Origin of the sequence: Arthrobacter sp. A5 (assembly GCF_051131705.1) — a bacterium.
GTDB lineage: Bacteria > Actinomycetota > Actinomycetes > Actinomycetales > Micrococcaceae > Arthrobacter_M.
Genome location: NZ_CP180316.1, coordinates 2,342,671 through 2,360,558, shown reverse-complemented (window position 1 = coordinate 2,360,558; position 17,888 = coordinate 2,342,671). Strand labels below are relative to the sequence as shown.

Annotated in this window: 17 protein-coding genes and 1 pseudogene; 17 read left to right on the top strand and 1 reads right to left on the bottom strand. The window is 65.5% G+C overall.

The window, feature by feature from the left end; genetic code table 11:
- Positions 1-13 precede the first annotated feature (13 nt).
- The 9 genes from ruvX to nusB all read left to right on the top strand — a co-directional run bounded on the left by ruvX (position 14) and on the right by nusB (position 7,467).
- On the top strand, positions 14-655 hold the full coding sequence (gene ruvX / locus ACLLJI_RS11085; RefSeq protein WP_434612275.1) for a Holliday junction resolvase RuvX: 642 nt from the start codon (positions 14-16) through the stop codon (positions 653-655).
- A complete protein-coding gene (locus ACLLJI_RS11080) occupies positions 652-1,965 on the top strand; it encodes an endolytic transglycosylase MltG (RefSeq protein WP_434612273.1) in 1,314 nt (437 codons plus the stop codon). Before ruvX ends, ACLLJI_RS11080 begins: the two co-directional genes overlap by 4 nt.
- A complete protein-coding gene (locus ACLLJI_RS11075) occupies positions 1,966-2,895 on the top strand; it encodes a shikimate dehydrogenase (RefSeq protein ID WP_434612271.1) in 930 nt (309 codons plus the stop codon).
- Positions 2,896-2,927: 32 nt separating this feature from the next.
- A complete protein-coding gene (gene aroC, locus ACLLJI_RS11070) occupies positions 2,928-4,127 on the top strand; it encodes a chorismate synthase (protein WP_434612269.1) in 1,200 nt (399 codons plus the stop codon).
- A 32-nt stretch (positions 4,128-4,159) separates the two neighbouring features.
- Positions 4,160-4,786 carry a shikimate kinase gene (locus ACLLJI_RS11065; protein WP_283559356.1) on the top strand — a complete coding sequence of 209 codons (627 nt, stop codon included), beginning with the start codon at positions 4,160-4,162 and terminating at the stop codon, positions 4,784-4,786.
- Complete coding sequence (aroB, locus tag ACLLJI_RS11060) at positions 4,783-5,874, top strand: 3-dehydroquinate synthase (protein ID WP_283559357.1); 1,092 nt, start codon at positions 4,783-4,785, stop codon at positions 5,872-5,874. Before ACLLJI_RS11065 ends, aroB begins: the two co-directional genes overlap by 4 nt.
- 41 nt (positions 5,875-5,915) lie before the next feature.
- The gene (locus ACLLJI_RS11055; protein ID WP_434612266.1) at positions 5,916-6,347 is read left to right on the top strand and encodes a tetratricopeptide repeat protein; all 432 of its coding nucleotides are present in this window, start codon (positions 5,916-5,918) and stop codon (positions 6,345-6,347) included.
- Between the two features lie 119 nt (positions 6,348-6,466).
- On the top strand, positions 6,467-7,030 hold the full coding sequence (gene efp / locus ACLLJI_RS11050) for an elongation factor P (protein WP_283559359.1): 564 nt from the start codon (positions 6,467-6,469) through the stop codon (positions 7,028-7,030).
- A complete protein-coding gene (gene nusB, locus ACLLJI_RS11045; RefSeq protein ID WP_283559360.1) occupies positions 7,030-7,467 on the top strand; it encodes a transcription antitermination factor NusB in 438 nt (145 codons plus the stop codon). Before efp ends, nusB begins: the two co-directional genes overlap by 1 nt.
- A gap of 287 nt (positions 7,468-7,754) precedes the next feature.
- Here the strand turns inward: nusB and ACLLJI_RS11040 are convergent, their stop codons facing one another.
- Positions 7,755-8,993 carry a PrsW family intramembrane metalloprotease gene (locus tag ACLLJI_RS11040; protein WP_434612263.1) on the bottom strand — a complete coding sequence of 413 codons (1,239 nt, stop codon included), beginning with the start codon at positions 8,991-8,993 and terminating at the stop codon, positions 7,755-7,757.
- 142 nt (positions 8,994-9,135) lie between these two features.
- Between ACLLJI_RS11040 and ACLLJI_RS11035 the strand changes: the two genes are divergently transcribed.
- The 8 genes and pseudogenes from ACLLJI_RS11035 to carB all read left to right on the top strand — a co-directional run bounded on the left by ACLLJI_RS11035 (position 9,136) and on the right by carB (position 17,886).
- A complete protein-coding gene (locus ACLLJI_RS11035; RefSeq protein ID WP_434612261.1) occupies positions 9,136-9,363 on the top strand; it encodes a hypothetical protein in 228 nt (75 codons plus the stop codon).
- A pseudogene (locus tag ACLLJI_RS11030) lies at positions 9,360-9,560 on the top strand (NAD(P)-dependent dehydrogenase); the annotation flags it as partial. The gene ACLLJI_RS11035 and the pseudogene ACLLJI_RS11030, both read left to right, overlap by 4 nt.
- 202 nt (positions 9,561-9,762) lie before the next feature.
- On the top strand, positions 9,763-10,347 hold the full coding sequence (gene pyrR, locus ACLLJI_RS11025; protein ID WP_434612259.1) for a bifunctional pyr operon transcriptional regulator/uracil phosphoribosyltransferase PyrR: 585 nt from the start codon (positions 9,763-9,765) through the stop codon (positions 10,345-10,347).
- Positions 10,344-11,396 carry an aspartate carbamoyltransferase catalytic subunit gene (locus ACLLJI_RS11020; RefSeq protein WP_434612257.1) on the top strand — a complete coding sequence of 351 codons (1,053 nt, stop codon included), beginning with the start codon at positions 10,344-10,346 and terminating at the stop codon, positions 11,394-11,396. The genes pyrR and ACLLJI_RS11020 overlap by 4 nt, the downstream gene beginning before the upstream one ends.
- Positions 11,393-12,748 carry a dihydroorotase gene (locus tag ACLLJI_RS11015; RefSeq protein ID WP_434612255.1) on the top strand — a complete coding sequence of 452 codons (1,356 nt, stop codon included), beginning with the start codon at positions 11,393-11,395 and terminating at the stop codon, positions 12,746-12,748. The genes ACLLJI_RS11020 and ACLLJI_RS11015 overlap by 4 nt, the downstream gene beginning before the upstream one ends.
- Positions 12,745-13,356, top strand: a complete 612-nt coding sequence (locus tag ACLLJI_RS11010) for a hypothetical protein (protein WP_434612253.1) — start codon at positions 12,745-12,747, stop codon at positions 13,354-13,356. Before ACLLJI_RS11015 ends, ACLLJI_RS11010 begins: the two co-directional genes overlap by 4 nt.
- The gene (carA, locus tag ACLLJI_RS11005) at positions 13,349-14,587 is read left to right on the top strand and encodes a glutamine-hydrolyzing carbamoyl-phosphate synthase small subunit (protein ID WP_434612251.1); all 1,239 of its coding nucleotides are present in this window, start codon (positions 13,349-13,351) and stop codon (positions 14,585-14,587) included. Before ACLLJI_RS11010 ends, carA begins: the two co-directional genes overlap by 8 nt.
- A complete protein-coding gene (gene carB / locus ACLLJI_RS11000; RefSeq protein ID WP_434612249.1) occupies positions 14,587-17,886 on the top strand; it encodes a carbamoyl-phosphate synthase large subunit in 3,300 nt (1,099 codons plus the stop codon). Before carA ends, carB begins: the two co-directional genes overlap by 1 nt.
- Positions 17,887-17,888: the final 2 nt, after the last annotated feature.

The following is a 17,888-nucleotide window of genomic DNA, read 5'->3' as shown; positions in this document are numbered from 1 at the left end:
GGTCAGCGCAGGCATGTCAGGGACAGCCGGATCCAGCACCGGCCGTTCCGGAGCCGGATATCCCCGCGGCGTCAAGCTCGGAGTGGACGTGGGAACCGTCCGCGTGGGCTTGGCCTGCTGCGACCCGGACGGCATTTTGGCCACCCCGGTACGCACACTGCAGCGGGACGTCAAAAAGAACTACGATGTCCGCGTGCTCGTGCGGGAGGCCCGGGAGCGCTCGGCGGTGGAGATTTTTGTTGGTCTTCCGCGTACAATGAGCGGGGCGGAACGGTCGTCGGCTGAAATGGCACGCAGCTACGCCGCGCTGCTCGTACAAGCCCTGGCGGATGCCGACTACCAGGTGCCGGTTCGGATGATCGATGAGCGGCTCAGCACTGTCACCGCGCATCAGTCGTTGCACGCCGCTGGCATGAGCAGCCGCGGACATCGTGCCGTGGTGGATCAGGTTGCGGCAGTGGGGATCCTGCAACATGCCATCGAGATGGAGAAATCACGCGGCAGCACGGTCGGTACCGTGGTACCCGGACAGCAGAGCGGCGCGATGGGGCGCGCGGCGGGTATGACACAAGCGAAGGACGGCGTCATCAGCCCCAGCACGTATGACCCCACCAAGTGTGACCCCAACAAGAATGAACAGGGACGATCCATTTGAGCAGCATTTACCCGGAGCGTCCCGGCCGTCATCAGGGGGAGTCGGCACAGCCGTCCGCCGAGGCATCGCACCCCGACGACGCAAACCAGGACGACGGGCACCCGGACAGCGCATACCAGGACGACGCGCACCCGGACAGCGCATACCAGGACGACGCGCACCCGGACGGTGCCCGCCAAGAGGAGAGTGCGCACCCGATTTTTGCGCGGGCTGAACTGCCGACGCGCCGGGTGCGGGGAACCTCCAAACGCGTCCGCCGCCGTCGACGCAGCCTGATTTTCCTGGTCGTTATCGCGTTTGTTGTGGCCGTGTCCTATTTCGCGTTCCAGGCCGTCCAGCCGATGCTGACAGCGAACTCGGCCAAGGACTATCCCGGCCCGGGCCACGGCTCCGTGACCTTCATTGTCCCCGCGGGAGCAACCGGGCGTACGGTGGCCGCCGGTCTGGTGCAGGACGGCGTCGTGCAGAGTGAATCGGCGTTCCTGGACGCCCTCCAGGCCGTCAGCGGCGGAGCGCTCATCCAGCCCGGGACCTTCGGACTCAAGCTTGAGATGAAGGCCTCCGACGCGGTGTCGGTGCTGCTCGCGCCGGATAACAATAAGGTCCACTACGCCGCCATCGACCAGAACCTGCGCGAACCGGAAGTTCTTGCGCTGCTGGCAAAGTCCACCGGCATCGCCGAATCGGAATTCACCACCCTCGCCAAGACGCCTGCCACCTTCGGGCTGCCCGCCGCGGCCCGGAGCCTGGAGGGCTATCTGAAACCGGGGGAGTACCGCTTCCCGCTTGAGATGACTGCCCAGCAGATTCTGGCGCAGCTGGTCCAAGCCACGAAGGACACATTGGTCAAGGACGGCGTGACGGATCCGAAGGATCAGTACCGGGTGCTCACCATCGCCTCCATCATCGAATTTGAGGGCAACGAAGCCAACTACGCGATGATTTCAGGCGCCATCGAGAACCGGTTGAACAACCCCAACGCTGAGACCGGTGGCCGGCTTGAGTCCGATGCGACGGTGGCCTACGGGCTTGGCCTGAAAACCTACAACATCACCGATGCGCAGAAGAACGACGCCAGCAACCCGTACAACACCTTTGCCAACCCCGGTCTGCCTGTCGGGCCGATCGGTTCCCCCAAGGCCAAGGCCATTGACGCCGCAGCCCATCCGCAGGTCAATCCGTACTATTTCTGGGTGACGGTGAATCTGACGACCGGCGAGACGCTGTACGCCACCACTTATGCGGAGCATCTGACGAACGTGGCTAAATACCAGGCCTGGTGCGATGCGAACGCGGGGAAATGTAAGTAAATGACCGGCTTTCACGACCCGGCCGACGATCCGGTTTCCGCGCAGCCCGCCCCTCGGCCCCGCACGCACCGCGGCCCGCAGATGTATGGGGCCGTGTTGGGGCATCCGATCGGGCATTCGAAGTCACCGGCCATGCATTCCGCCGCCTATGCACGGCTGGGTCTGCCGTATGTCTACACGGCGTTGGATACCGAAGCCTCCGGATTAGCCGCGCTCTTTGCCCGCGTACGCGCGGAGCGAAACTGGTTCGGACTCTCCGTCACCATGCCGCTTAAGACGGCCGTGCTGCCGCTGCTGGATGCGCTCGAACCGGTTGCCGCGGCGCTGCGGGCCGTCAATACAGTGGTCGTCGACCGGGAGGATCCGGACCGGCAGCGCCTAGTGGGCCACAACACCGACGTTACCGGCATTGTCAACGCGCTTCGGTTCGCCGGAATCGGCGAAAGGCCAACCGCGGCCGTCCTCGGCGGCGGCGGGACCGCGGTCTCCGCGGTGGCCGCGTTGCAGCGGCTCGGGGCTCCCGCCGCGGACATCTTTGTCCGCGGCAGCGGCAGCGCCGCTCCGGCCACTGACGCCGGCAGCGCCGTCGGACTTAGTTGCCGGTTGCGGCCATGGACGGAGACCGCGGCAGCGCTGGCGGACTACGACGTCGTCATCTCCACTCTCCCGCCGCGTGCCGCAGATCCGCTGGCGGACAGCCTGCCGCCGTCGTCCCTCCGCGGCAGGCTGCTGCTCGACGTGGCCTATGATCCGTGGCCGAGCGCGCTGGCCGCGGCGTGGGAGCTGCGCGGCGGGACCATTGTGCCGGGGATCGAGATGTTGCTCTATCAGGGCGTGGAACAGGTACGGCTTTTTACCGCCGGATCAGCCCATAGCACGCCGGACGTTATCAACGTGATGTGTGACGCGATCGGGGTACCCCGGCGGTAACGGGATCCCCTGAGCATGGCAGGATGGAAGGTATGTTGCGTTGGTTGACCGCCGGGGAGTCTCATGGCCCGGCACTTGTGGGAATTATTGAGGGCGTGCCCGCCGGAGTCGAGCTGACCGGGGCTCAGATACGGGACGCCTTGGCGCGCCGACGGCTCGGTTACGGCCGCGGTGCGCGGATGAAGTTTGAGCAGGACGAGGTGACCATTCTCGGCGGTGTACGGCACGGCCAGACCCAGGGCGGACCTGTGGCCATCCAGGTCGGCAACTCCGAATGGCCCAAATGGGAGCAGATCATGTCTGCCGACCCGGTAGATCCGGCCCTGCTGGCGGAGCAGGCGCGCAATGCGCCGCTGACCCGCCCGCGGCCCGGCCACGCGGATTTCACCGGCATGCAGAAATACGCATTCAGCGAGGCACGGCCGGTGCTGGAAAGGGCCAGTGCCCGCGAAACGGCCGCCCGAGTGGCCCTGGGAGTGGTCGCGTCGCAGCTGCTGAAGGCCCTGGGTATTGAACTCGTCAGCCACACGGTGGCCATCGCCGCGGTGGAGTCCCCCGAGAGTTCCCCGGTGCCGGTACCGGCCGACGTCGCGGCACTGGATGCCGACCCGCTGCGCTGCTTTGACCCGGAGACCTCCGCCGCCATGGTCGCCGAGGTGGACGCCGCCCACAAGGACGGCGAAACGCTGGGCGGCGTCGTCGAGGTGCTCGCTTACGGTCTTCCGCCAGGCCTGGGGAGCTACGTGCATTGGGACCGGCGACTGGACGCCCGCCTGGCCGGCGCCCTGATGGGAATCCAGGCGATTAAGGGAGTCGAGGTGGGGGATGGGTTTCGGACGGCCCGCCGGCGCGGCTCGGCGGCTCATGATGAGATAGTCCGTGGAGAGGACGGCGTCATCGGCCGTACCAGCAACCGCGCCGGTGGCATCGAGGGCGGCATGAGCATCGGAGACGTCCTGCGGGTCCGGGCGGCCATGAAGCCGATCGCCACTGTGCCACGGGCCCTGCAGACCATCGATGTTGCCACCGGAGAACCTGCCAGGGCACACCACCAGCGTTCGGATGTCTGCGCTGTCCCGGCCGCAGGCGTGGTGGCGGAAGCCATGGTGGCGCTGGTGCTGGCGGAGGCCGTGACGGAGAAGTTCGGCGGCGATTCGATCGCCGAGACAGCCCGGAACCTGGCCTCCTATCTGGCGCATATCCCGCAGGCTCTGGATTCACTGGGTCAGTGATGCCGGGAACGCATGCCCGGAGCGGGGGCTTTGTGCCACGACATACTCTGGTGCTGATCGGGCCGATGGCGGTAGGGAAATCCGCCATCGGCCAGGAACTGGCCCGTGCGCTTGCCCTGGAGTTCATCGACTCCGATCAGGCAATTGTGCAGAAGCACGGCAGCATCGCGGATATTTTCGCCGGCCGGGGCGAAAACCATTTCCGCCGGCTGGAGGCAAAAGCCATCGCCGATGCGCTGGAATCGGGCCTGCGCCGGCCGATGGTTCTTTCACTCGGCGGCGGTGCCGTGCTGGACACCGGCACCGCGCAGCTGCTCGGGGAAGCCATTGTCATTCATCTGGATGCCGATCTGGACACCGTGCGGGGCCGGATCCTGCGCGGCGGACGTCCACTGCTGGCGGGGGATCCACTGGAACGCTGGCAGCACCTGGCCGCCGCCAGGGGGCCGGTCTACCGGGCGCTGGCGGATGTGACCCTGAATGTCCGCGAAGGTACGGTGGAGGAGCTGGTGCAGCAGCTTATCCGCCTCCTGCAGCAGCACGGCGGCGCGGACGGACCCGGATCTGGACTTGGGCCCGGATCCGGATCCGCCGCAAAATTTGCTGCCACCGAAGCAGCGGACGGCACCATCAATGCACAAGAGAGCGGTACACAGTGACATCGGCAGTGACAACCATCAAGGTGACCGGAAGCCGGCCCGCAGAGAATTATGACGTCGTCGTCGGCCGCGGTCTGCTCTCGCAGCTGCCGGGGCTTCTCGGGGAGCGCGTCCGGAAGGTGCTGGTGATCCATCCGCGGGCCCTGCGGCTGACCGGGGATACGGTCCGTGACGACATCGCGGCCGCCGGTTTCACCGCCCTCACGGCGGAAATCCCCGACGCTGAAGAGGGCAAGCACGTACAGGTGGCGGCATTCTGCTGGCAGGTGCTCGGACAGAACGACTTCACCCGCTCGGACGCCATTGTTGCCGTGGGTGGTGGAGCGGTGACGGATCTGGCGGGATTCGTGGCGGCCACCTGGCTGCGTGGGGTCAAGGTCATTCATCTCCCGACCAGTCTGCTCGGCATGGTGGATGCCGCCGTGGGCGGCAAGACCGGCATCAACACGGCCGAGGGCAAGAATCTGGTGGGGGTCTTCCACCCGCCGGCCGCGGTGCTGGCCGATCTGGACGCACTGGCCACACTGCCGCAGAATGAGCTGCTCTCGGGAATGGCCGAGGTGGTCAAATGCGGCTTCATCGCCGACCCGGAAATTCTGACGTTGATCGAGCAGGACCCGGATGCCGTGAAGGATCCGGGTTCCGCTACCGTCCGCGAGCTGATCGAACGGTCCATTGCGGTCAAGGCCCGGGTGGTCTCCTCGGACCTGAAGGAAGCGGGACTGCGGGAGATTCTGAACTACGGCCACACCCTTGGCCACGCAATCGAGCTGGTGGAGCGCTATTCCTGGCGGCACGGGGCGGCGGTATCGGTGGGCATGATGTTTGCTGCCGAACTCGCGCGAAGCGTCGGACGACTCTCCGACGAGGTGGCGGACCGACACCGGAACATCCTGACGGAACTGGGACTTCCCGTGACCTATCGCCGGGACAGGTGGCAGGGACTGCTCGACGGCATGCGCCGGGACAAGAAGGCGCGCGGGGATCTGCTTCGCTTTGTGGTGCTGGACGGCGTGGCCAGGCCCGGCATCCTTGATGTGCCGGATGCATCTTTGCTTTTCGCCGCCTACCAGGAAATTGCGTCCTGATATATGAGCTATCAGGACTGGCCCGCTGCGGGTTTCCGGGTATGTCGATCAACCCCGGGACGCTGCTGCCGGAGGTAGTGGATGTGAATATCTGCGATCGGGCGGTCATTGACACCGATGATCCGGCCGATCTGGTGTTTGTGCTGCTGGCCTGCGGTCGGTTGGCGGACGCAGCCGAGCTGGCCGCGGCCGCCAGAATCGCGGATCCGGATTCGTTCCGCCTGCAGCTGCTGGACGTGGATATCCTGCGGGCCACCAAACATACCCAGCATGCGGTGGACCGGCTGAAATTGCTGGCGGCGGCCGTGGCCGGCACGTTCACCGAATCCTGGGTCCACCAGCAGCTGGGAAAGGTGCACTTCTGCGCCGGGAACTATCCGGCCGCTGTCCGGAGCTTTGCGACCGTCTTGGACCAGCGCGTTACCTGCGGTGCAGACGCGGCGGCCGGATCGGCGTGCCGCGGATGCCGCTGAGCAGGTAGAATGGTCAATGGATTTTTGATAACTCTTCCCCCTGCACCGCAGTTCTGCCCCGCCCCGGCGTGCGGGCGCGCGTTTCGGGGGACTATAGCCGGCCGACAGAGAGAGAAACAGTGGCAACTACTAACGACATCAAGAACGGCACGGTTCTGAAGCTTGAAGGACAGCTCTGGAACGTCGTCGAATTCCAGCACGTCAAGCCGGGCAAGGGCGGCGCCTTCGTCCGAACCAAGATGCGCAATGTGCGCTCCGGAAAACTGGTTGACAAGACGTTCAACGCCGGCTTGAAGATCGAAACCGCGACCGTTGACCGCCGCGATTACCAGTACCTGTACCAGGATGGCGCGGACTTCGTCTTCATGGACACGCAGGACTTCGACCAGATCACTGTCAGCGGCGAAACGGTGGGCGACGCGACCAATTTCATGCTGGAGAACCAGTCCGTCAATATCGCCATCCACGACGGCACCCCGCTGTACATCGAGCTGCCTGCGTCGGTCGTACTGCAGATCACCTACACGGAACCGGGCCTGCAGGGTGACCGATCCTCCGCGGGCACCAAGCCGGCCACCCTGGAAACGGGTTATGAGATCCAGGTCCCGCTGTTCGTCGAGAACAACACCCGCGTCAAGGTCGACACCCGCGACGGCAGCTATCTGGGACGTGTCAACGACTAGTGGCAGCAGCAGATTCAGCCCGGCCGAATTCGGCCCGGAGCAAGGCCCGGCGCCGGGCGCTTGACATCCTTTTTGAATCGGAGCAGCGCTCGGTTTCTGTAACGGAGGCGATCCGGCAACGTCGCGAAAGCACCGACCAGGTCATTAATCTCTACACCGTTGACATCGTGGAGGGAGTCTGCGCGCTGCAGCCCGCCATTGATGAGTTCCTTGAGACCTATTCGCAGGGCTGGTCCCTGGAGCGGATGCCGGCAGTGGACCGAATGCTGCTGCGCATCGGCACCTGGGAGCTGCTGTACAACGACGACGTGCCCGACGGCGTCGCCGTCAGCGAGGCCGTGGAGCTGGCCAAGATCCTCTCCACCGATGAATCACCGCAGTTCATCAACGGTCTGCTCGGCAGGCTTCAGCAGCTCAAACCGACCTTGCTGGCGTAAGCACGACGGCGTAAGCACGACGTGCCGTAAGCACGACGGTGTAAGCACGACGGCGCAGCGCGACAGTGTAAGCACGACGGCGCAGCGCGACAGTGTAAGCACGACGGCGCAGCGCGACAGTCGGGCGGTGGCCGGGATCAGACCCGGACACCGCCCTGTGTATTTCGGTCCAGTGCTTTTTGGCCCGCATTTCATGGGTATGGACGCGTTGCCTGGTTATGCCATAGCTGCCCGTTGGACACTGCGGGTGACGCGGGTGGAGCGGGTGAAGCGACGCGCCGTGCCGGTCAGGAATGCCCCGGCCGGGCGGTCCCGGCCTGCCTGGACAGCAGCTCCTCCCGTGCGGCCGTCACCCGTTCCAGCAGCACCGACTCCTGCTGCAGGGAGTCGGAGAGCCGGGAGCCGGCCAGTATGCGTTGCCGGGTGAAGGCGAGCCTGGTCGCCAGGTTGATGAAGCGCTTCATTGTCCTGGCCGCGCCGAACGTCCTGGCCCACGCCGCAGCGCGCCGGCGGCCGGCGCCCGTGCCGATCATCGTGATCTCCTCGGGAAGGAACCAGCCGGAGGGAACATATTCGGAGAGCCGGCGCCTGGTCAGCCTCGCCTCTGAGAGCCGCAGCAGCACTACACCGAGCACGTAGAGGATAAAGATCGGCAACTGCAGGGCCCCGTAGACCACCAGGAAATTCGCGCTGATCATGGAACTGCTGTTCCATAGCGCGTGCAGGAGCATCGCCGGGATGAGTCCGGCGGTCCAGGCGCAGAGCGCGAGGGCCGTACCGCCGTGTCGGGCTGCGTATCCGAGAATAGCGCCTAGGGTGGCGGTGAACATGACGTGGGCGAACGGGGACATGAGTCCGCGGATGACGAAGGTGGCAATAAGCCCCGGTCCGACGTCTTGCTGGGCCGTCATTGCCGAGCCGAAATACAGAATGTTTTCGGTGAAGGCGAATCCCGCCGCGACCGTACCGGCGTACACCACGCCGTTGATGGGGCCGTCGAAGGTCCGACGGCGGAGCAGGAAGATCAGCAGCACGCCCAGCCCCTTGAAGATCTCTTCCACTAGGGGAGCCTGGAGCAGCGCGCTGACGCTTTCCGGATTGCTCAGCGCGGACCCGGCGAGCAGCAGCGGCCGGACCAACTGGCCCACAACCAAAGACGCCGCAACGGACATTCCAGCCCCCCAGGAGAAGGCAAAAAGCAGCGCACTTTTGGGCTCGGGCTCCCAGCGATCGATCCAGAGCAGGGTGAACAGGCAGATTCCCAGCGGGATCAAGGCCAGTGCGCCGCAGATCAGGAACACGTTTGCACCCAGAGAATCGGCAAAATAGACCAACGTCCCAACGGCCACCAGCGCCAGTAGACCGACCAAGATGAGGTTGAGGACGCGGTTTCCCCGGCCACCGTCCAATCCGGCAAGCTGCGGCCCGCGAGGATATGCCCGGGCCGGCAGCGGCGATTGTGCGCGGTCGTGCTCCGGGTGGGGAAGCCCGGCGGCGGCGTCCTGCCATGGCCCGGGCTCCGTCATGGTAGAAGCCTATGCGGCGGCCTGAGCGGCACCAAGCGGACACACGTTTCCCCGGGCACGGATTTCCCCGACACGATGGGTTCCCTATCTGAGGTGCAGAGGGCGCCTATCCCTTGCGGGCAGGTTGTGGGAGCCTGAGAGCATGAATAAGACGGACCTTGAAGAAGCCGTACGGCTGGCAGCGGCGACGGAGCGCGAGGTGGCAGCGGACTACCGTCATGAAATTGCCGAACACGATGCGGGGGAGTCAAGCACTGCAGATCCGTTATCGCCAAGAGGCAGGGAATGGGTCATTGCGTATGACGCGCTGAAGTCCGCGCGGGACATTTTGGACCGGGAGTTCGGGCCGGAACACAGGAGAGCTTCATGAGGACGGACCAGTACACGTTCCAGGACCCTACCACCCGGTATCCGTCCATCAGGCCGCCAAAGCAGGATCAGCCGAAACCCGGTTTGGATCAAAAGCTGGAACCAACAACCGACCGGGGCCAGGAATCGTACCGCGGCACCGGACGGTTGACGGGGCGTAAAGCCCTCGTGACGGGCGCTGATTCCGGGATCGGCGCGGATGACCCGGCGCTGTGGAACCCGCTGCGACGCTGATCCGGACCCGGCCCTGACACGGTGGCGACGGGGACGGCCATGGTTCAAAATCACCGGGCCGGCCGGCGGAGCCGCCGAAACCGATGGGGGTTCGCGCTGTGATAGTTTTGGGATGCAATGATCCTTTTAATTCCGTCCTGTGAGGCGGGGAAGGGGGAAGCGGGACATGAGTTCTGAAACAGCTGTCGGCGCGTCTCGCGTCGTCATGAGCGCGGCGGATATCGATCGCGCACTCACTCGTATAGCCCATGAAATTCTGGAGGCCAACAAGGGCTCCAGGGACCTGATTCTTCTTGGCATTCCGCGCCGCGGCTTTCCGCTGGCCCAGCGGCTGGCGCTCAAACTCGGAGCCGCTGATCCGGATCTTGATGCCGCCGCGATCGTCGGTCAGCTCGATGTCACTATGTTCCGCGATGATCTGGCCCGCCAGCCCACCCGTGCGCCCGAACGGACCAAACTTCCCGCCAGCGGCATTGACAACAAGGTGGTGGTTCTGGTCGATGACGTCCTATACTCCGGACGGACGATCCGCGCCGCGCTGGACGCCCTGGTGGATCTTGGCAGGCCGCGCGTGGTCCGACTCGCCGTGCTGGCCGACCGTGGACACCGCGAGCTGCCCATCCGCGCCGACCACGTGGGCAAGAATCTGCCCACCGCATCGGCGGAAAAGGTCAGGGTGCGGCTATGCGAGACCGACGGCGCCGGTCCCGGTTGGACCGCCGACGAAGTGGTTATTGAGGCCAACGCGTGAGGCACCTTCTCTCCACCCAGGACCTGAGCCTGTCGAACGCCATACGCATCCTGGACACCGCTGAGGAAATGGCCGCCGTCGGCGAGCGCGAAGTCAAGAAACTGCCGGCTCTGCGCGGCCGTACGGTGGTGAATCTCTTTTTTGAGGATTCCACCCGTACCAGGATCTCCTTCGAAGCCGCAGCCAAGCGGCTCTCGGCGGATGTGATCAACTTTTCAGCAAAGGGATCGTCGGTGTCCAAGGGCGAGTCCCTGAAGGACACCGCCCAAACCCTCGAAGCGATGAGCGCGGACGCCGTGGTCATCAGGCACTGGGCGTCCGGAGCGCCCCAGCAGTTGGCGACATCCGGTTGGATTGACGCCGCGGTGATCAACGCCGGCGACGGCACGCATGAGCATCCCACCCAAGCGCTGCTTGATGCATTCACGATGCGCCGGCACCTGGCCGCGTTGAATGGGACCGACTCGGTTGGCAGCGATCTGACGGGGTTCCGGGTGGCCATCGCCGGGGATGTACTGCATTCACGGGTGGCCAGATCCAACGTGTGGCTGCTGCAGACCCTGGGTGCGGAGGTGACGCTGGTCGCTCCGCCCACCCTGCTGCCGGTCGGCGTCGAGCACTGGCCCTGCAAGGTCAGCTATGATCTTGATTCCGTGCTGGAATCAGGCATGGACGCCATCATGGTGCTGCGCGTCCAAGCCGAGCGGATGAATGCCTCCTTCTTCCCATCGACCCGGGAATATTCGCGCCGCTGGGGGCTTGACGACGCCAGGCTCGCCCGGCTGGATACGCTCGGGATGAAGGACACCATCATTATGCATCCCGGTCCGATGAACCGCGGCCTGGAGATCTCCTCCTCGGCGGCGGATTCCCCGCGCTCCACCGTGCTCGCCCAGGTGCGCAACGGCGTTTCCGTCCGGATGGCGGCGCTGTATCTGCTGCTGTCCGGCGATCTGCGCGATCCCGTGCCCGTGTACTCACCAGCCAGCGCCCGGCAGCCCGGCCCCGCACCGCGCAGTACTAATGAAACCGGAGAGAACGCCCGATGACCAATGACCCGACCCGTGGCAGCTTTTTGATCCGCGGAGCCGCTGTTCTGGGGAAGGAACGGACGGATCTTCTCCTGCAGGACGGCCGCATTGCCGATATCGGCGCCGGGCTGGATGCCGGCTCCGCCACCGTCATCGATGCCGATGGGCTGGTGGCGCTACCCGGCATGGTTGACCCGCACACGCACCTGCGTGAACCGGGCCGCGAGGATGCCGAGACCGTTGAGACCGGCTCCCGCGCGGCGGCGCTGGGCGGCTACACCGCGGTCCACGCCATGGCCAACAGTTCCCCGGTGGCCGATACCGCCGGAGTGGTGGAACAGGTCTTCAGCCTGGGCCGCGAAGCCGGCTGGGTGGACGTGCGCCCGGTGGGCGCCGTCACCGTCGGTCTTGCCGGTCAACAGCTGGCGGAACTGGGCGCGATGGCGGATTCCCGCGCCCGGGTCCGGATCTTTTCCGACGACGGGATCTGTGTGAGCGATCCGGTGCTGATGCGCCGGGCGCTGGAATACGTCAAGGCGTTCGACGGCGTGATAGCCCAGCACGCGCAGGAGCCGCGGCTGACCGAGGGCGCGCAGATGAACGAAGGCAAGGTCTCCGCGGTGCTGGGGCTGGCGGGCTGGCCGGCGGTGGCCGAGGAGAGCATCATCGCCCGGGACGTGTTGCTCGCCCAGCATGTGGGCTCGCGACTGCACATCTGCCACGTCTCCACCGCCGGGTCGGTGGAATTGATCCGCTGGGCCAAGACGCGCGGCATCAAGGTCACGGCCGAGGTCACCCCGCACCACCTGTGGCTGACCGAGGAGTTGGTCCGCAGCTACAACCCGGTCTACAAGGTGAACCCGCCGTTGCGGGCCGAAGAAGATGTGCTGGCCTTGCGCGCAGCGCTGGCGGACGGCACCATCGACGTCATCGGCACCGATCACGCGCCCCACCCGAGCGAGGCCAAGGATTGCGAATGGGCCCAGGCGGCGATGGGCATGACAGGGCTGGAAACGGCACTCTCGGTGGTGCAGCACACCATGATCGAATCCGGGCTGTTGGATTGGGAAGGGTTTGCCCGCGTCACCTCCGCAACCCCGGCCAGGATCGGTCGTCTGGCCGATCAGGGCCGGCCCTTGCATGCGGGGGAGCCGGCCAACCTGGTCCTGGTCGACCCCGCCGCGCGCTGGACGGTGGATCCGCAGGCCATGGCGACGAAGGGCCGCAACTCGCCCTTCAGCGGCCGGGAGCTTCCGGGCTCCGTCATCGCGACGTTTTTCCGCGGCCACCCCACGGTGCTGGACGGGAAGCTCAATACCCCGGACCGGTCCCGCAGCACGGCCGCCGCGGCAGCCGGAGGCGGGCAGTGACGGACAGGCTCGGTCCCACCCTGGTTGCAGTGGCATTGGTACTGGTGATTTTTGCTCTGCTGTGGCTCGGCTGGCGGCATCGGCTCCAGCGCCAGGCCGGCATGGCGCCGCTTCCTGTTGTGCCGCAGCAGCTTTCCGCCGCCCTCGCCAGCGCGGAAGGGCAGTACGTCGTGACGACGACGGAGGGAGACTGGCTGGACCGCTTGGCGGTGCACGGGCTGGGCGTCCGCGGCAATGCCGTTCTGGCGGTGCATCCGGAGGGCATTTTGATCAGCCGCTCGGGAGCGCCGGATGTCTTCATCCCGAAAGACACTTACCACAGCGTCAGAACCGAAAGCGGCATGGCCGGGAAGTTTGTCGAGCGGGACGGGCTGATTGTCCTGTCCTGGCGTTTGGGCGGACACTCGGTGGACACCGGCTTCCGCACCCGGAACGCCGCAGCGAAAACCCCGCTGCTCATCACCCTGACCGATTTCGCCCCCATCGAGAATGGCACGGTCGAGAATGGCACGGTTGAAAACGACACGGCCAAAAATGACACGATTGAAAATGCCCCCCGTGAGCATGACACCGAGCAGGCCGATACCGGAAAGAACAAGAATGACTGAACCCGAACAGAGCACATCCGCAACCGCCGCCTTGCTGATTTTGGAAGACGGCAGGACCTTCCGCGGGGCTGGCTACGGCGCCACCGGAACGGCACTGGGCGAGGCGGTCTTTGCCACCGGCATGACCGGCTACCAGGAGACCATCACCGATCCGTCCTATGCCCGGCAGTTGGTGGTCCAAACCGCGCCGCACATCGGCAATACCGGCGTCAATGACGACGACGCCGAGTCCCGTCGGATCTGGGTGGCGGGCTACATTGTGCGCGACGCCGCACGGCGGCCCTCCAGCTGGCGCAGTGAACGCAGCCTGGACGACGAACTTCTCGCGCAGGGCATCGTCGGGATCCAAGGCGTGGATACCCGCGCGATCACCCGGCACCTGCGTGAACGCGGGGCCATGCGTGCCGGCATCTTCTCCGGTACCGCCGCCGACCAGTCCGAAGCAGCGCTGCTGGAGCAGGTGCGCGCCAGCGCCGGGATGGAGGGGGCCAAGCTGGCGGAGGAAGTCAGCGTCGGTGAGCCCTACGTCGTCGAGCCGTCCGATCATGGCTGGGACGGCGAGCCGCGGTTCACCGTGGCCGCGCTGGATCTGGGCATCAAGGCCATGACGCCGCAGCGCTTTGCCGAGCGCGGAGTGCGCGTGCATGTGCTTCCCGCGGCTTCAACTTTTGCCCGGTTGGAGTCGGTGCAGGCCGATGGCGTCTTCATGTCCAATGGCCCCGGCGATCCGGCGACCGCGGACGGGCAGGTGGCGCTGCTGCGCCAGGTGCTGGATGCCCGGGTGCCGTTCTTTGGCATCTGCTTCGGCAACCAGATTCTGGGCCGGGCGCTGGGCTTCGGGACGTATAAACTGCGCTACGGCCACCGCGGCATCAACCAGCCGGTGATGGACCGGCGTACCGGCAAGGTGGAAATCACTTCGCAGAACCACGGGTTCGCCGTCGACGCGCCACGGGAGGGCGCAGGGCTGGCTCCCGAGGAGCGGTTCGGCCGGGTTGAGGTCAGCCATGTCAGCCTCAATGACGACGTCGTCGAGGGCCTGTCGTGCCTGGATATCCCGGCCTTCTCGGTCCAGTACCACCCGGAAGCGGCCGCTGGCCCGCACGATTCCGCCTACCTTTTCGACCGCTTCATTGATTTGATGGCAGCCAACGCCGCCGGCGCAGCGGACACCAGCACAGAAACCTCAGTCGTTTCAGAAACTTCGTCACAGAATCGGGACAAGAACTAATGCCCAAGAGAGAAGACCTCAAGAGCGTTCTGGTCATTGGCTCCGGCCCCATCGTGATCGGCCAGGCAGCGGAGTTCGATTACTCCGGGACGCAGGCGCTGCGCGTGCTCAAGGAGGAGGGCCTGAGGGTCATCCTGGTGAATTCCAATCCCGCCACCATCATGACGGACCCGGAGTTCGCGGACGCCACCTACGTTGAGCCGATCACACCCGAGGTGGTCGAGAAGATCATCGCCAAGGAGCGTCCCGACGCGCTGCTGCCGACCCTGGGCGGCCAGACCGCGCTGAACACCGCCATCGCGCTGGATAAGAACGGCGTGCTGGCCAAATATGACGTGGAATTGATCGGGGCAAATATCGCCGCGATCGAGCTCGGCGAAGACCGGGAGAAGTTCAAGGGCGTAGTGGAGCGCTGCGGCGCCGAATCCGCCCGAAGCCACATTATCCACAGCATCGACGAGGCCCTCATTGCCGCCGGGGATTTGGGCTACCCGATGGTGGTCCGACCCTCCTTCACCATGGGCGGGCTCGGATCCGGGCTGGCCTATGACGAGAAGGACCTGCGCCGCATTGTCGGCCAGGGCCTGCAGTACAGCCCGACCACCGAGGTTTTGCTCGAAGAGAGCATCCTGGGCTGGAAGGAATATGAGCTGGAGATGATGCGGGACAAGAACGACAATGTCGTGGTGGTCTGCTCCATCGAGAACTTCGACCCGGTCGGAGTGCACACCGGAGACTCCATCACGGTGGCGCCGGCCATGACGCTCACGGACCGCGAGTACCAGCGGCTGCGCGATATTTCCATCGCCGTGATCCGCGAGGTGGGCGTGGACACCGGCGGCTGCAACATCCAGTTCGCGATCGAACCGGACACCGGCCGCGTCGTGGTGATTGAGATGAATCCCCGCGTCTCGCGGTCCTCCGCGCTGGCGTCCAAGGCGACCGGCTTTGCGATTGCCAAGATCGCCACGAAGCTCTCGCTCGGCTACACCCTGGACGAGATCCCGAACGACATCACCTTGAAGACACCGGCGTCCTTTGAGCCGGCTCTGGACTACGTCGTCGTCAAGGTTCCGCGCTTCGCTTTCGAGAAGTTCCCGGCCGCGGACCCCACCCTGACCACCACGATGAAATCCGTCGGGGAGGCGATGGCGATCGGCCGCAACTTCACCGAGGCGCTGCAGAAGGCGCTGCGGTCGCTGGAGCAAAAGGGCGCGAGCCTGGACTTCAGTCCGGTCACTTCCCTGGACGTACCGGACCTGATTGCGGCCTCCAGACGGCCGACGACGGATCGTCTCGCGCAGGTGCAACGCGCACTGCTCGGTGGAGGGACGGTGGAACAGCTTTACGAGGCCACCGGAATCGATCCGTGGTATCTGGACCAACTGCAGCTACTGAACGAGATCTCCGCCGAAATCAAGGCATCCGCCGCGCTCGAACCCGCGATGCTGCGCCGCGCCAAACGGCATGGTTTCTCCGACGAGCAGATCGGCGCACTGACGCACAACAGTGAGGACGTGGTCCGCGGGGTCCGGCAGGCGCTGGGCATCCGCCCCGTCTACAAGACGGTGGACACCTGCGCCGCGGAATTTGCCGCCTACACGCCGTATCACTACTCCTCCTACGACGAAGAGGACGAGGTGGCACAGCACGCCAAACCGTCCGTGATCATTCTGGGCTCCGGGCCGAACCGGATCGGCCAGGGCATCGAGTTTGATTACTCCTGCGTGCACGCGTCCATGGCGTTGCGGGCGGCCGGGCACGAAACCGTGATGATTAACTGCAACCCGGAAACGGTCTCCACGGACTACGACGTCTCCACCCGGCTCTACTTCGAACCTCTCACGCTGGAGGATGTCCTGGAGGTCATCGCGGCGGAGGAACGCACCGGCGGAGTGTTGGGGGTGTTCGTCCAGCTGGGCGGCCAGACCCCGCTGAAGCTGGCGCAGGCCCTGGCGGATTCCGGCGTGCCGATTCTTGGCACCTCGCCGGAGGCGATCGACCTGGCCGAACACCGGGGCATGTTCAGCCGCGTGCTGGATGCCGCCGGGCTGATCGCGCCCAAGAACGGCACCGCAGCGTCCTTCGACGATGCGAAGAAGATCGCCGACGAGATCGGGTACCCGGTTCTGGTGCGCCCTTCCTACGTGCTGGGCGGCCGCGGTATGGAGATTGTTTACGACGAGCCGAACCTCTCGCGCTACATCAAGAATGCGACGGAAATCACCGAGAACCATCCGGTGCTGATCGACAGGTTCCTGGAGGACGCCATCGAAATTGACGTCGATGCGCTCTACGACGGCACCGACATGTACCTGGGCGGCATCATGGAGCACATCGAGGAGGCCGGCATCCACTCCGGTGACTCCGCCTGCGTGCTGCCGCCGCTGACCCTGGGCCAGGACGTCTGCGACCGGGTCCGCGAGGCCACGCTGGCGATCGCCGAGGGCGTGGGCGTGCGCGGCCTGATCAACATCCAGTTCGCGCTGGCCTCGGATGTGCTCTACGTCCTGGAAGCCAACCCGCGGGCATCGCGGACCGTCCCGTTCGTCTCCAAAGCCACCGGAGTCCAAATGGCCAAGGCCGCGGCGCTGATCGGCACCGGAGTGTCCATCAGGGACCTGCGCAGCGTGCACCACCTGCTGCCGGAAACCGGCGACGGCGGCACGCTGCCGGCGAGTGCGCCGGTCGCTGTCAAGGAGGCCGTGCTGCCGTTCAACCGCTTCCGCACCCCGGAAGGGACCGTCGTCGACTCCCTGCTGGGTCCGGAAATGCGCTCCACCGGCGAGGTCATGGGCATCGACAAACACTTCGACACCGCGTTTGCGAAGAGCCAGGCCGCCGCGAACAACGCCCTGCCGACCTCCGGCAAGGTTTTTGTCTCGGTGGCGAACCGGGACAAGCGCGCCATCATCATGGCCGTCAAACGGCTGGTGGATCTGGGCTTTGAAATCCTTTCCACCGGCGGTACCGCGGACGTGCTCCGCCGCAATGGCATCGCCGCTACGACGGTACGAAAGGTGGCCGAGGGCACTTCAGCCGAGGGGGAGGGAACCATCACCGACCTGATTAATAACGGTGAAGTGGATATGATTTTCAACACTCCCTCCGGCGGCCAGGCCCGAGGGGATGGGTATGAGATCCGGGCCGCCGCCGTCTCCAACGGGCGCCCGTGCATCACAACGGTGGCGGAATTCAACGTCGCGGTGCTGGCGATCGAGGCGATGCGCACGTACGAGTGGGACGTGACGAGCCTGCAGGAGCATGCCGCCACGCTCCGGGGATCCGTCGGTGCCTGAAC

Excerpts from the sequence above, each read along its gene's own strand:
- ACLLJI_RS11015 (WP_434612255.1), top strand. The coding sequence starts at position 11,393 with ATGACCAATGACCCGACCCGTGGCAGCTTTTTGATCCGCGGAGCCGCT.
- carA (WP_434612251.1), top strand. The coding sequence starts at position 13,349 with ATGACTGAACCCGAACAGAGCACATCCGCAACCGCCGCCTTGCTGATT.
- ACLLJI_RS11035 (WP_434612261.1), top strand. The coding sequence starts at position 9,136 with ATGAATAAGACGGACCTTGAAGAAGCCGTACGGCTGGCAGCGGCGACG.
- ACLLJI_RS11055 (WP_434612266.1), top strand. The coding sequence starts at position 5,916 with ATGTCGATCAACCCCGGGACGCTGCTGCCGGAGGTAGTGGATGTGAAT.
- ACLLJI_RS11075 (WP_434612271.1), top strand. The coding sequence starts at position 1,966 with ATGACCGGCTTTCACGACCCGGCCGACGATCCGGTTTCCGCGCAGCCC.
- carB (WP_434612249.1), top strand. The coding sequence starts at position 14,587 with ATGCCCAAGAGAGAAGACCTCAAGAGCGTTCTGGTCATTGGCTCCGGC.
- ACLLJI_RS11040 (WP_434612263.1), bottom strand. The coding sequence starts at position 8,993 with ATGACGGAGCCCGGGCCATGGCAGGACGCCGCCGCCGGGCTTCCCCAC.
- ruvX (WP_434612275.1), top strand. The coding sequence starts at position 14 with ATGTCAGGGACAGCCGGATCCAGCACCGGCCGTTCCGGAGCCGGATAT.
- pyrR (WP_434612259.1), top strand. The coding sequence starts at position 9,763 with ATGAGTTCTGAAACAGCTGTCGGCGCGTCTCGCGTCGTCATGAGCGCG.
- aroC (WP_434612269.1), top strand. The coding sequence starts at position 2,928 with ATGTTGCGTTGGTTGACCGCCGGGGAGTCTCATGGCCCGGCACTTGTG.